This is a genomic window from Acinetobacter baumannii, assembly GCF_009759685.1.
Lineage (GTDB): Bacteria > Pseudomonadota > Gammaproteobacteria > Pseudomonadales > Moraxellaceae > Acinetobacter > Acinetobacter baumannii.
In genome coordinates, this window is record NZ_CP046654.1 from 3,655,793 (window position 1) to 3,668,285 (window position 12,493).

The window sequence follows — 12,493 nt, forward strand, 5'->3', positions numbered from 1 at the left end:
CTAACATATCGGATAAGTGAATAAGTCTCATTATAGCCTGAGTCGGCTTGAGAATGGCGAATAAAAGCCAAGCAAAACACTATGTTTTTGTTAAGTATTAGTTTTCATAGCCATAGCTTTAATATCAAGCACATAGCCCGCGTCGTTGTATCCTATCAGAACAAAACCTTTTAATACCATCTATATCCTACACGACAAATAAAAAAGCTCATCGAAATGATGAGCTTTTTAGAGTTTTTTTTAATTAAAAACGATAGCGAAGTGCAACTTGAGCATTTAAAGGATCGCCCATCATGTTCGAATCATTTGCTCCACTATGACCTGACACAAAATAATCGCGATCAAACAAGTTATTTAGGTTTAAATTCACATCATAACGTTCACTTTGATAACCTAACGCCGCATTTACAACTGCATATCCCGGTAAAACGTTTTTGTTGTCTGGCGCACTAAAACGTGATGATTCACCACGACCACCCACAGCTGCATACCAATAATCATTAATTTGATATTTTAACCATAAGTTAGCAGTATTGTTTGGCGTGAGCGCAGAATGATTGCCTGTAAAACCAATAGTCGATTTTTCAATCTTACCATCCATATACGAATAACCAGCCAATACTGACAATTGATCGGTCAACTGACCTGTTAATGAAAGTTCAACACCTTTGGTTTTTTGCTCACCTGCCAACAATGCTTGATTTGGGTTTGCTGGATCTTGGTTTTGAATATTAGTTTGGCTCATCTCAAACAAAGCCAAGGTTACATTCAACTGATCATTTACATCCCACTTTGCACCAATTTCATAGTTTTCAGTTTTTGTGGGCCTTAAGTCATCACTGTTTTGATAAAAAACAAATGAATCAGCCAAAGGTTGGAAAGAGCGGTTATAAGAAGTGTAAAGTGAGATATTATTTACTGGCTGGTAGACCACTCCAATTCGTGGAGAATAAGTATTGTCAGTACGGTTTAAATCTAAATTCGTACTCGTTTTATCATCACGATCTTGCGATAGATTGTCATAACGTAAACCCACTAAAACTTTAAGCTGATCTGTCACTGTCATTAGATCTTGCAGATACACGCCGTAGTTTTCAAAAGTATTGCTATTGTTATTACGTGCAGTTGTAGTTCCTGTATTAATAGGCGCCCAATACTCTAATTTAGGATTATATAAATCAGTAGTTGTTTTAGCACCTTGCCAAAGTATCTCATCTTTATGCTGCTTGCTATATTCAGCACCAATTAAGGTATTGTGCTTTAAAAAACCTGTATTAAATAAAGCGCTCAACTCTTGTTGAACATACACACCATCTTCATTACGTAAGCGTTTATTCTGGGTTAAAGTAATTTTTGACTTATCAGCAGCTGGATGTGAATCTACACTATATTGACGATCAAGTGAGTAGTTATAGTGGCGAACTGCACCATGATACTTAAAATTATCATTAAACTCATGGTCTAAGCTGATAGTTTGGCTTGAGATTTCAGTATCAACATCCCCAACCTCTTTACCATTTAAAGCGCCATAAAAAGTTTTAGGATTTGTTTTAACAGGTTTACCTGTAATCGGGTCTGTCGGGAAACCTTGATCTGCCAAACGGTTATCATGCAAATAGTCAGCCTGAAGTAAAAGTTTGGTCTTATCAGTAATATCCCACTGTACAGATGGAGCAACCGCTTGACGTTTTAAAAAAGCCTGATCACGGTAACCATCTGAGTCTTCAACTGCACCAGTTAAACGAACCTTAACATTCTCTGCGACTTTTTCATTTACATCGACTTCTGCGCGGCGTTGTCCTGTTGTACTACCAATCAGGCTCACTTCACGCAAAGATTGATCGATTGGTTTTTTATTAATCTTGTTAACTAAACCACCTGCCGAACCACGCCCATATAATACCGAAGCAGGTCCTTTTAAAACTTCGATCCGCTCTACATTCGACATATCGCGAAAATACAATGCGTCATCGCGAATACCATCTACATAGTTATCGGTGATTGCAGAGAAACCACGAATCATGACCTGATCACGTTGTCCATCTCCTACACTAAAGCTTAAACCTGCAACATTTTGCAAGGCACCTTGCATAGAGGTAACTGTCTGTTCTCTTAAAACTTGTTTGGGTACAACGTTTACAATTTGAGGGACATCTTTTAATTGCATAAGTCCTTTAGTTGCACTTGATGCTTGCCCCACTTCTTGTTTTAAACTGATTTCCTTATCAGCTTTAACTGAAATTGTTGGAAGGTTGGTTACCGCCTGTTGATCTGCTTCTAGAGCATATACATGGCTTGTCATAACCCCAACTGATGAAATAAATAAAACTGAACGCTTCATATAAGTTCGCTACGAAAAATTTCAGGCGAAGTTTCAATGAAACAGTATAGATTTGTAAATATTAGCAAGAATCATTATTAATTGATAATATTTATTAAAAAGATTATTTCAATTGCTTAGGCAAACAATAAAACTCTGCTAGCCGCTGAATAACCTGAATTTTATTCAACAAACTACAGCAAATGTGAGCAATGGTGTAAACTTATCGATCTGATTTTTTATTCTGTGACAACACATATGGCAACTGTAGATCTTTTTGCAATTGGTAATGCATTAATCGACCAAGAATTTAAAGTTTCTGATGATTTTCTTAGTCAGCAAGGCTTACAAAAAGGCACCATGCAGTTGTCTGATGGTGAAACACAATCTGCCCTTTATGAAAAATTAAAACAAACTCAAGATTACAAAGGTCAAGCAAGTGGCGGCTCTGCTGCAAATACAACTGTAGCGTTTAGTGCATTAGGTGGTAGCGCATTTTATGGTTGCCGCGTTGGTCATGATGAATTAGGTGGAATTTACCTGCAAGGGTTAAATGATGCAGGCATCCAGACTACACCAAAGTCCATCAGTGAAGGGGTGACCGGTACCTGTATGGTCCTGATTAGCCCAGATTCTGAGCGTACTATGCATACCTATTTAGGTATTACCGCTGAGCTCTCTCAAGACCAAATCGATTTTGAACCATTAAAAACAGCAAAATGGCTTTATATTGAAGGCTATCTTTCTACAAGTGAAACAGCACGTAAAGCGGTAAAACAAGCTAGAGAAATTGCAAAAGCTCACGGCGTTAAAATTGCCCTATCTTTATCAGATCCTGCAATGGTTCAATACGCTCGTGAAGGCCTAGAAGAGCTTATGGATGATGGTGTGGATTTATTGTTCTGTAATGAACAAGAAGCCTTAATGTATACCAATACCACTACTGTTGAAGATGCACTTACTCAATTACGTTTTAAAAACCATACTGTTGTAATTACACAAAGTGCAAAAGGTGCTCTAGTTGCAAATCCAACTCACCATTTTCACGTTGCAGGCCGTCATGTTGAAGCTGTAGATACAAATGGTGCGGGTGATGCTTTTGCAGGTGCCTTCCTCTACGCATTAAACCATCATGAAGATTTAACTGCTGCTGCACAGTTAGCCATCTTAATTTCAAGTGAAGTCGTGTCTCAATTTGGTCCTCGTTTAGCCATTAATGACTATGCTAAACTTCTCGAAAATTTTCAGAAGGAATGTGCTTGAAATGGAAAGGATCTGTATGACGGAAGAAGTTCCTGAGCGTGAAGCTAGAGCTTTTGACACTTTACAAGGAACTACTATTTTCATTACACAGCGTGATGGCTCTTTCTACGCCTATCAGAATTTATGCCCACATTTGCAAACCGAACTTGAATATCTAGAAAACCAATTTCTAGATCAAGACCAAGAATATATCCAATGCTCAACCCACGGTGCTTTATTTAACGTGGAGACTGGTGAATGTATTTCAGGTCCTTGTTTAGGTGAGTTTCTAAATAAAGTTGAGATTAAGGTACATTCAGATGGCGGTATTTATATCGTAGACTGAGATCATCAACATTAGAGTTTCTACCATGGCTGATTTCTTTTTTAATTATTATCTTATGCCATTTCATTTAAGTGTTGTGGCTTTGATATTGCTCAGCGTGGTAGAAACTATTGGTATGTATGTTGGTTTACGACCAAGCCAGCTATTAAAAAAAATTGCGCCAATTTGGCTTACCAATTCCCCTTTGCTCAATGTTAAATTTTCTAAAGCTCTAATTTTTGTTTTTTTACTCATCAATTTCAGTTTTGCCGGTTATTTTTTACAGCTTTCTTTCTTTGCTATACAGCATTACTTTATCACTCCGTTTTACTTAATCATCCCTGCACTGGTCATCGCAATTTTCTTTACCGTATTTATGATTCACTGCCTTGATCAAGTCATTAAACCCAAGCTTACACATACCAACTATAACCTTTTAGGGCGTCTAGCAACTATTTCCAGTGGTAGTGCAAGACCTGGTTTTTCAGCGCAAGCTCGTGTACGTGATGAGTTCGGACAACTGCACTATGTCCAAGTTGAACCTGAGTATGGTGAGTTAGAACTATATTCACAAGTCATTCTTATCAAAGTGCATAAAAGCCATTATGTTGCCAAGAAAATTTCTGTTTCGAATGACCTTTTCGCGCCTGATTAATTATTAATAATTCTTCTCGTCTTTTATTGCTTTTAAAAAGTTTTATTATTGCCTTTATTTTACTGTTATTTTAATTGAATATTAAACCAACCATTTTAGTTAGAAATAAAAAAACACTTTATTATATCCAACCTTTTTAATCAGAATTAAATATAAATCAAAATATTTTAATCAGCTTAATATATTTATTTACAAGTGTTTTAGTTGGATTTAATAATTAATTCAAACTATTTTAGTCAGATATTTTATCAATAATTTTTAAATTATTAACCACATGATTTTTATTGAAAAAATAATTAAGTTTTAATTTAAAATATATTTATTGTTTATTTTTAATATATTTTGATTAATAATAAAATTAATATGTATCGAGGTTTATTTTATGAGCCTTAAAAATCTAGATATTAACTCCCGATTAATTAGAGAAATCGCAATTATTCTAATAATTAAAGTCGCGCTTCTCTTAACAATCAAACATATTTGGTTTGACGCTCCCACTATCCCCAAAAATTTTGACAATCAGGTCGCCGAGCATATTGCAGGCGATAACTCTTCCCACATTAAGGAGACACGTTGATGATTTCTGAAAGCGTGGTTGATCTTTCGCGGTTCCAATTTGCCATGACCGCAATGTATCACTTTCTTTTCGTACCTTTGACCCTAGGCCTTGCGTTTATTCTGGCTATTATGGAAACCACTTACGTTATATCTGGTAAAGAGATTTACAAGGATATGACTAAGTTTTGGGGAAAACTATTTGGTATTAACTTTGCCTTAGGCGTAACTACAGGCTTAACCATGGAGTTCCAATTCGGAACAAACTGGGCATATTACTCTCATTATGTAGGTGATATATTCGGTGCGCCATTAGCAATTGAAGGTTTAATGGCATTCTTCCTTGAGTCTACATTTATCGGTCTATTCTTTTTTGGATGGGACCGCTTAAGTAAAGTTCAACATCTAGGAGTAACTTGGTTAGTTGCCCTAGGTTCTAACATGTCAGCGCTCTGGATTTTAGTTGCGAATGGCTGGATGCAAAACCCTGTAGGTGCAGCATTTAACTTCGAAACCATGCGTATGGAGCTTGTTGATTTCGGTGCACTTATTTTCAACCCGGTTGCACAGGTTAAATTTGTACATACTGTTTCCGCCGGATATGTAACAGGTGCGATTTTCGTACTCGCCATTTCAAGTTACTATCTACTCAAAAAACGTGACCTTCCTTTCGCACGTCGTTCATTTGCAATTGCTGCCATTTTTGGCCTTGCTTCTACACTTTCTGTAATTTTACTAGGTGACGAGTCGGGTTATGAGTTAGGTGATGTTCAAAAAACTAAACTCGCTGCAATTGAAGCCGAATGGGATACTCATCCTGCTCCTGCTCCGTTTACTTTGTTTGGTGTACCAAACCATGAAGAAATGCGAACAGATTATGCAGTTAAAATTCCATACGCATTAGGCCTCATCGCCACTCGTTCAACTACGAAAGAAGTCACTGGTTTGAAAGACTTAATGCAACAGCACGAAGTTCGTATTCGTAACGGTATGCTTGCTTATGCTGAGCTTGAAAAATTACGTGCTGGTGATCGCTCACCAGAGTTATTAGCTTCATTTGAGAAAAATCAAAAAGACTTAGGCTATGGTCTACTTCTTAAGAAATATGCTCCGAATGTAGTCGATGCAAGCGAGCAGCACATTCAAGCGGCGGTAAAAGATACTATTCCGAATGTTACAGCTCTGTTTTTCTCTTTCCGTGCAATGGTTGCTTCTGGCTTCTTAATGCTGCTTCTTTTCATTTTAGCAACTTGGGCAGTAGCGAAAAGAAATGCTGAGAATAAACCTTGGCTACTTAAATATGCATTATTTGCCTTACCACTTCCGTGGATTGCTGCACAAACTGGTTGGTATGTAGCAGAGGGCGGCCGTCAGCCGTGGTCTATTGGTGAAATTTTACCTACGCACTTATCAGCTTCAAGTTTAAGTACGGGCGATGTGTGGGGCTCAATTCTCGCTCTAGCAGCGTTCTATACCGTACTTTTGATTATTGAAATGTACTTAATGATTAAGTTTGCTCGCTTAGGCCCAAGCTCACTTCACACTGGTAAATACCATTTTGAAAAACAAGAGCCAAAAACAGCTGTTAATGGGGAGGCTTTATCATGATTGAATATGAACTCCTAAAAATCATATGGTGGGTGTTAGTTGGAGTCCTACTCATTGGATTTGCCCTAACCGATGGTTTCGATATGGGCTCAATGGCACTCATGCCTTTTGTTGGTAAAACTGATAACGAACGCCGTGCTGCTATTAATACGATCGCACCCCATTGGGATGGTAATCAGGTCTGGTTTATCACTGCTGGTGGCGCGCTATTTGCAGCTTGGCCAATGGTATACTCGGTCGCATTTTCCGGAATGTATTGGGCCTTATTACTTGTGCTATTTGCCCTGTTCTTACGTCCTGTAGGTTTTGACTATCGTTCTAAACTTGAAAATACCCAATGGCGCAACTCTTGGGACTGGGGACTTTGTATTGGTGGTGCCGTACCAGCGCTTGTTTTTGGTGTTGCCTTTGGTAATTTATTCTTAGGTATTCCTTTTAGTTTAGACAGTACATTACGCTCGGAATATTCAGGTAGCTTCTTTGCTCTTCTTAACCCATTTGCTTTAGTTTGCGGTATTGTCAGCCTTTCTATGTTGTGTGCTCATGGCGGCGCTTGGCTTATGCTACGCACAGACGGTGCCTTGAAACAACGCTCTGCTAAAGCAACTCAAATTATGGCAGCCATATTTTTAGTTTGTTTCCTTGTAATTGGGGCATGGTTGTACTTCGGCCAAGTCCCAGGTTATAGCTATGCTACTGCAGTTGATCCAAACGCAGCACTTAACCCTTTAGCCAAAGAAGTAGTCACAAACAACAACCCAGGCTGGATGAATAACTACAGCAGCTATCCGATTACAAAAGTAGCTCCTGTACTGGCAATTTTAGGGGCAATTATTGCCTTCTTTACAGCATCAAAAGCCAAAGCAGGTTTAAGTTTTGCTGGCACAAGCTTAATGATTGTAGGTGCGATTTTAACTGCCGGTTTTGCACTCTTCCCATTTTTATTGCCATCGAGTGTTAATCCAAACTCTAGCTTAACAATGTGGGATGCTGTATCAAGTCATCGTACTTTAGGGGTTATGACTGTTGCAGCATGCATATTCGTTCCAATCATTTTGATCTACACCAGTTGGTCGTATTACAAAATGTGGGGCGTTATTACTAATAAACATATCGAGTCAAACTCGCATAGCCTGTACTAATAAGGAGAAGCAAATGTGGTATTTCGCATGGATTCTTGGAATTTTGATGGCATGTTTCGCGGGTGTATTGAGCGCTCTTTATATCGAACATCATCAAAATTTAGATGAGGAATAAATCATGGCAACCGCAATGACAGCATCAAGTCAACGAAAAGCTCAAGCATTCGCAATGGCCATTTCATTTCTGTTGGCATTGCCGCTTGCTGTAATTTTACTGGTGCATCCTTCCCTCATGTTAGATGCAAACGGACACTACAATCATAGCCAGCTTATGCTGGTGATGGTGGGTATTTCCGGGGGCTTCATTTATGGGGTGGGTTTTGTGCCGCACTTCTGGTTATGGAAATGGTTGTTTAGTCCATGGATAGCTTGGCCTCTCATGCTTTTAGGCTATTACATCTGGTTTCTAACCTAAACAAAAAGGACCTCATTTGAGGTCCTTTTTCATTTCAATTAGTTTAATAGATAATAATTAATTCGACTGCTCAGCTAACCAAGCCATAAACTTTTGACGTTCTGCTTTAGAAGATTTTTTCCAAATTTCTGCCAAACGCTGATCATTAGTTTGTGCTACACCAGTAGCAGGCATGGTTGTTGCAACAGGCGCATTAGCTTGAGTCGTGGTAGGTTTTGCCGCAGCATACACAGCGTCAGGTTGTTGTTTAGATGATTTAGTCGTGAAATCAGTAACCTTCCCTAGCAATCCCGATGCAAACCATGGTCTTGCCTCATTATTAGCACCAGTTTGTTGAACAATTAACTCATTATTTGAATTATATAAAGCCACTGTAGGTTGCTCAGCATATTTTTTGGCTTGTTCAAATTGTTTTGGAGCATCTACCATTGCAAGCTTATAAGTTTGACCATCTTTGAGCGCTGGAGTTTGAATGGTAACCACTCCTGACTTAACAATATCGTGTTCGCCACTTAAATGCTCAAAATATTCTTGATAACGTACACTTAGGCTTGTCTCACCAGCATCGACTTTATAATTATTTTTAGAAGAACGGAATAATCCAGAGTTGACTTCCTGACCATTCACCGCAAGGATTACGATTTCCTCTGGCGCTGTAATTGTAACTGCTGAAAATACTGAACCGCTGAGTAATAAACCCATCGCAGCGACACTTAATCTTAAAGTCATCTGTTCACGTCTCTGTAATATTTAATAGTTTGTAAAAACATGAGCAATATGCAATATGATTATGACGATTTTATGACAACCTCCTGTTTACGAAGCTGCCTCTCAAGCTTTTAAAATATTTTTTGAGTTCTAATAAACATCTACTTTATTGATCATTAATTTCTAACTAACTTTAAAAGCATAAAAAAGAGTACCCTCTAGGTACTCTTTTCATCCACTCAATTTAGTTGAATGTTTTAAAACGATCTTCATCGCTAATAAATGCTTTTTCACCAGCTGGTGCTTCAACAGAACCAAATACAAGTTGAGCACGTAATTTCCAAGTTGCTGGAACATCAAATGCTTCAGCAGCATCAGCATCAACAATCGGGTTATAATGCTGTAACGATGCGCCTAAACCAAGTTCTGAAAGCGCAGTCCAAGTCGCAAACTGAGCAATTGCACTTGAATGTTCAGACCAAACTGGGAAGTTGTCTGCATATAACTCAAATTGTTCTTGTAAGCTTTTAACAACAGCTTGATCTTCATAAAATAGTACTGTACCAACACCAGCAACGAAGCTATCAATCTTTGCATTTGTACCGGCAAAGGCATCTGCAGGAACAATTTTACGTAATGCTTCACGAACTAAATTCCAGAATTTAGCATGTGATTCACCATAAAGAGTAACAACACGTGAAGATTGAGAGTTGAACGCTGATGGGCTATGTTTAACCGCTTCACGAATAGTTTCTTCAATTTTTGTGCGATCTAATGCAACATTTTTACCAATTGCATAAATAGTACGACGGTTTTTAATTTTATCTAAGAAAGTAGACATTTTTTATTTCCTACCTATTTAATTGACCATGGGCCGTTGTTTGGGAATGAATATAGTCTATGGAACTCATTTCTTATAATCAGCATTAAAAATATGACAGTTCGTTTTATTTTCGCAACAATAAAAAAAGATATGGATATAAAAAAACCTCACTATTTTGTGAGGTTTTTTTAAGTCTTGGCTAAAAATTATTTTTCAGTTTCAAATAGTGCTGCAACAAACGATTTCGCCGAGAATGGTCTTAAATCATCAATTTTTTCACCCACACCAATGAAACGAATTGGCACATGAGTACGACTAGCAATATTAAATAATACTCCGCCTTTTGCTGTACCATCCAACTTAGTAATGGTAATACCTGTTAAACCAACAGCCTGGTCAAATTCTTGTACTTGGTTGATTGCATTTTGTCCAGTACCCGCATCTACAACCAACATAATTTCATGAGGCGCTGTTGCATCAATTTTTTGCATAACACGCTTAACTTTCTTAAGCTCTTCCATCAAATTACTTTTGTTATGCAAACGGCCCGCAGTATCTGCAATCAGTACATCAATACCTTTAGCTCGCGCACTTTCAAAAGCATCAAAAATAACTGATGCACTATCGGCACCATGACCTTGAGCAACTACAGCAATATCGTTACGCTCACCCCAGATTTGCAATTGTTCAGTAGCAGCAGCACGGAATGTATCACCTGCCGCCAACATCACTTTTTTGCCTTCACCTTGTAAACGCTTCGCTAATTTACCAATTGTTGTTGTTTTTCCAACACCATTTACCCCAACCATTAAAATCACATAAGGTGATTTATTAGGGTCAATATGCAAAGGCTTCACACGTGGAGCAAGCAAAGCAACCAACTCTTCTTGCAAAGCTTTATAAAGTGAATGTGAATAGATCAAATCACCACGAGCAGTACGTTCAGTTAAGTTGGTAATAATCGTTTTTGTTGCATCAACACCAATATCTGCAACTAATAATTGCTCTTCGACTTCTTCAAGCAACTCATCATCAATTTCTTTCCCACCAATTAAGATATTAACCATCCCATCGGTGAAATTACGGCGAGTTTTGCTCAAGCCTTCTTTCATTCGTCCAAAGAAACCAGATTTTGGTTGCTCAGGTTCTGTAGAAGGTGCAGCCTCGACAACTTCTTCAGCTTTTACTTCTTGCTTAACAGGTGACTCAACGATAGGAACATCGATAGCAGGTAAATTAGGCAATGTGACATCGTCATCCCCGATCTCAGCATCTATCAAGAATTTATTTTGCATATTCGATTGTTGTTGCATGCCGATTCCTTGAAAAGCAGCGTGTTAAAAAACGGAAAGTTTAGCATAAATTCAAATTTTTGCCTGCTTCAATAGCGTGCAAAACCTTTTTGAAATAAAGACAATACTTATTGAGTATCTTCTTGCGCTAATGCAGGATATTGCTTGATGTGATCATGTTCAAACTGATAAGCATGCATTAACTTTAAATACTCTGCTCTATGAATTTCTGATTGAGCCATAATCAACTCGGCCATATCTTGAGTTCTTGGATAAGTAGCCTGTCGAGAAAGTTGCACAATTCGTTGATACTGTTCTGAATTCACAGGACGTAGTAATGCCAAATAAGACAGCATAAAAATACAGCCAATGATAATAATCACAACCAGATTAAAACATTGATCTGCCTTTAACTCAGACTTTAATTTAAGAAAATTTTCTTTGAATGTGAGCATGACCTACCTCTAATGAATGTAGTGTAGGGTTCAATGCACTTCAGCACAAGGTCAAAATCCAGTAAGGCTATTATTCTTTAACCTTACTGGATGACAATTGCTAGCCCATTAAGGAACGAATTACAGAGAAGTATAAAATTGCAGCAATAATAACTAATACTAATAGCATAGCAAAAATACTTAAACCTTCTTCTGCATCTGCTGGGTGCAATTCATCTTCATCTGCAATTTTTCTAAGTTCACCATCATAAACTTGATAGAACCAAGCTTTTTGATTAGGGTCTAATTGACGAGCATAGTCGAAAACCCGTTTCCTTTGTGCTAGACAATAATCCCCTAAATGTATTTCTTGATGGAAAATTGCTTCGTCTAATAATTTACGATGGTAATGGGCAAGTTCTATGATTTGCTCCTCTTTAGGAGGATTATCAAAAACAAAGCCATCAATAGTATTTGTCATAGTTATTCTCCTTGTCTTTTATTCTCATATTGATTTTACTCAAAATTATTTGTGAATAATGTTTAATCATGTATCCTAATAGTGAACTAATTGGTGCTTCTTAATAGTTGACAAATCCATTAATTTGTAATATTAGTTTAACAATTCTAAGTTAAATTAGTTCAAAGGCAGTGGCCTTTAGAAAAAGTAATCATAATTACAATAAGGAGTTTTATATGATTCAACGTATCTCTCATCATGATTTAGAACATGTATACGCAACTGCGGTTAACACAATTCAGTCTCAAATGAATTTCCAAGATGCAGTTGCACAGTTAGAAGAAGTTGCTCGTGCTGGTCACGGTAAAGCTGCTTTGTTCTTAGCAGAACTATACTACCAAGGTTTCCGTGTTGAACGTGATTCCATGAAAGCACAATACTGGCAGAAGCTAGCCACGATGCAAGCATAAAGAAACGTCACTTAGGTGGCGTTTTTTTATACCTATACAAAACC

The 12,493-nt window shown here is 37.7% G+C and carries 15 protein-coding genes; 9 read left to right on the top strand and 6 right to left on the bottom strand.

All coding sequences use genetic code 11. The features are described 5' to 3' along the window. Positions 1 to 244 precede the first annotated feature (244 nt). Positions 245 to 2,341: a TonB-dependent receptor gene (locus GO593_RS17430; RefSeq protein WP_000831231.1), complete on the bottom strand. Its 2,097-nt coding sequence runs from the start codon at positions 2,339 to 2,341 to the stop codon at positions 245 to 247. Positions 2,342 to 2,578: 237 nt separating this feature from the next. Between GO593_RS17430 and GO593_RS17435 the strand changes: the two genes are divergently transcribed. The 8 genes from GO593_RS17435 to GO593_RS17470 all read left to right on the top strand — a co-directional run bounded on the left by GO593_RS17435 (position 2,579) and on the right by GO593_RS17470 (position 8,262). Further along, the gene (locus GO593_RS17435) at positions 2,579 to 3,583 is read left to right on the top strand and encodes an adenosine kinase (protein WP_000246666.1); all 1,005 of its coding nucleotides are present in this window, start codon (positions 2,579 to 2,581) and stop codon (positions 3,581 to 3,583) included. 16 nt (positions 3,584 to 3,599) lie between these two features. Beyond that, positions 3,600 to 3,908 carry a Rieske (2Fe-2S) protein gene (locus GO593_RS17440; protein WP_000134203.1) on the top strand — a complete coding sequence of 103 codons (309 nt, stop codon included), beginning with the start codon at positions 3,600 to 3,602 and terminating at the stop codon, positions 3,906 to 3,908. A gap of 25 nt (positions 3,909 to 3,933) precedes the next feature. Then, on the top strand, positions 3,934 to 4,542 hold the full coding sequence (locus tag GO593_RS17445; protein WP_000753032.1) for an OB-fold-containig protein: 609 nt from the start codon (positions 3,934 to 3,936) through the stop codon (positions 4,540 to 4,542). 382 nt (positions 4,543 to 4,924) lie between these two features. After that, a complete protein-coding gene (cydP, locus tag GO593_RS17450) occupies positions 4,925 to 5,119 on the top strand; it encodes a cytochrome oxidase putative small subunit CydP (protein ID WP_000053889.1) in 195 nt (64 codons plus the stop codon). After that, positions 5,119 to 6,705: a cytochrome ubiquinol oxidase subunit I gene (locus tag GO593_RS17455; protein WP_000622648.1), complete on the top strand. Its 1,587-nt coding sequence runs from the start codon at positions 5,119 to 5,121 to the stop codon at positions 6,703 to 6,705. Before cydP ends, GO593_RS17455 begins: the two co-directional genes overlap by 1 nt. Then, the gene (gene cydB / locus GO593_RS17460; RefSeq protein WP_000575167.1) at positions 6,702 to 7,847 is read left to right on the top strand and encodes a cytochrome d ubiquinol oxidase subunit II; all 1,146 of its coding nucleotides are present in this window, start codon (positions 6,702 to 6,704) and stop codon (positions 7,845 to 7,847) included. Before GO593_RS17455 ends, cydB begins: the two co-directional genes overlap by 4 nt. A 13-nt stretch (positions 7,848 to 7,860) precedes the next feature. Then, the gene (gene cydX, locus GO593_RS17465; RefSeq protein ID WP_000270276.1) at positions 7,861 to 7,962 is read left to right on the top strand and encodes a cytochrome bd-I oxidase subunit CydX; all 102 of its coding nucleotides are present in this window, start codon (positions 7,861 to 7,863) and stop codon (positions 7,960 to 7,962) included. Further along, on the top strand, positions 7,963 to 8,262 hold the full coding sequence (locus GO593_RS17470; RefSeq protein ID WP_086221468.1) for a cyd operon YbgE family protein: 300 nt from the start codon (positions 7,963 to 7,965) through the stop codon (positions 8,260 to 8,262). 57 nt (positions 8,263 to 8,319) lie between these two features. Here the strand turns inward: GO593_RS17470 and GO593_RS17475 are convergent, their stop codons facing one another. The 5 genes from GO593_RS17475 to GO593_RS17495 all read right to left on the bottom strand — a co-directional run bounded on the left by GO593_RS17475 (position 8,320) and on the right by GO593_RS17495 (position 12,000). Next, positions 8,320 to 8,991 (bottom strand): YccT family protein, encoded by a 672-nt coding sequence (locus GO593_RS17475; RefSeq protein ID WP_000175347.1) that lies wholly within the window; start codon positions 8,989 to 8,991, stop codon positions 8,320 to 8,322. A gap of 223 nt (positions 8,992 to 9,214) precedes the next feature. After that, positions 9,215 to 9,811 (bottom strand): nitroreductase family protein, encoded by a 597-nt coding sequence (locus GO593_RS17480; RefSeq protein ID WP_000102943.1) that lies wholly within the window; start codon positions 9,809 to 9,811, stop codon positions 9,215 to 9,217. A 188-nt stretch (positions 9,812 to 9,999) separates the two neighbouring features. After that, a complete protein-coding gene (gene ftsY, locus GO593_RS17485) occupies positions 10,000 to 11,106 on the bottom strand; it encodes a signal recognition particle-docking protein FtsY (protein WP_001187342.1) in 1,107 nt (368 codons plus the stop codon). Between the two features lie 107 nt (positions 11,107 to 11,213). Beyond that, on the bottom strand, positions 11,214 to 11,540 hold the full coding sequence (locus tag GO593_RS17490) for a hypothetical protein (RefSeq protein ID WP_000955082.1): 327 nt from the start codon (positions 11,538 to 11,540) through the stop codon (positions 11,214 to 11,216). A 100-nt stretch (positions 11,541 to 11,640) separates the two neighbouring features. Continuing rightward, positions 11,641 to 12,000, bottom strand: coding sequence for a hypothetical protein (locus tag GO593_RS17495; RefSeq protein WP_000185571.1), 360 nt, complete (start codon positions 11,998 to 12,000; stop codon positions 11,641 to 11,643). A 215-nt stretch (positions 12,001 to 12,215) separates the two neighbouring features. On the opposite strand from GO593_RS17495, the gene GO593_RS17500 reads away from it, so the two are divergent. Beyond that, on the top strand, positions 12,216 to 12,449 hold the full coding sequence (locus GO593_RS17500) for an SEL1-like repeat protein (protein WP_000616034.1): 234 nt from the start codon (positions 12,216 to 12,218) through the stop codon (positions 12,447 to 12,449). Positions 12,450 to 12,493: the final 44 nt, after the last annotated feature.

Excerpts from the sequence above, each read along its gene's own strand:
- GO593_RS17430 (WP_000831231.1), bottom strand. The coding sequence starts at position 2,341 with ATGAAGCGTTCAGTTTTATTTATTTCATCAGTTGGGGTTATGACAAGC.
- GO593_RS17435 (WP_000246666.1), top strand. The coding sequence starts at position 2,579 with ATGGCAACTGTAGATCTTTTTGCAATTGGTAATGCATTAATCGACCAA.
- GO593_RS17440 (WP_000134203.1), top strand. The coding sequence starts at position 3,600 with ATGACGGAAGAAGTTCCTGAGCGTGAAGCTAGAGCTTTTGACACTTTA.
- GO593_RS17445 (WP_000753032.1), top strand. The coding sequence starts at position 3,934 with ATGGCTGATTTCTTTTTTAATTATTATCTTATGCCATTTCATTTAAGT.
- cydP (WP_000053889.1), top strand. The coding sequence starts at position 4,925 with ATGAGCCTTAAAAATCTAGATATTAACTCCCGATTAATTAGAGAAATC.
- GO593_RS17455 (WP_000622648.1), top strand. The coding sequence starts at position 5,119 with ATGATTTCTGAAAGCGTGGTTGATCTTTCGCGGTTCCAATTTGCCATG.
- cydB (WP_000575167.1), top strand. The coding sequence starts at position 6,702 with ATGATTGAATATGAACTCCTAAAAATCATATGGTGGGTGTTAGTTGGA.
- cydX (WP_000270276.1), top strand. The coding sequence starts at position 7,861 with ATGTGGTATTTCGCATGGATTCTTGGAATTTTGATGGCATGTTTCGCG.
- GO593_RS17475 (WP_000175347.1), bottom strand. The coding sequence starts at position 8,991 with ATGACTTTAAGATTAAGTGTCGCTGCGATGGGTTTATTACTCAGCGGT.
- GO593_RS17480 (WP_000102943.1), bottom strand. The coding sequence starts at position 9,811 with ATGTCTACTTTCTTAGATAAAATTAAAAACCGTCGTACTATTTATGCA.
- ftsY (WP_001187342.1), bottom strand. The coding sequence starts at position 11,106 with ATGCAACAACAATCGAATATGCAAAATAAATTCTTGATAGATGCTGAG.
- GO593_RS17490 (WP_000955082.1), bottom strand. The coding sequence starts at position 11,540 with ATGCTCACATTCAAAGAAAATTTTCTTAAATTAAAGTCTGAGTTAAAG.
- GO593_RS17495 (WP_000185571.1), bottom strand. The coding sequence starts at position 12,000 with ATGACAAATACTATTGATGGCTTTGTTTTTGATAATCCTCCTAAAGAG.
- GO593_RS17500 (WP_000616034.1), top strand. The coding sequence starts at position 12,216 with ATGATTCAACGTATCTCTCATCATGATTTAGAACATGTATACGCAACT.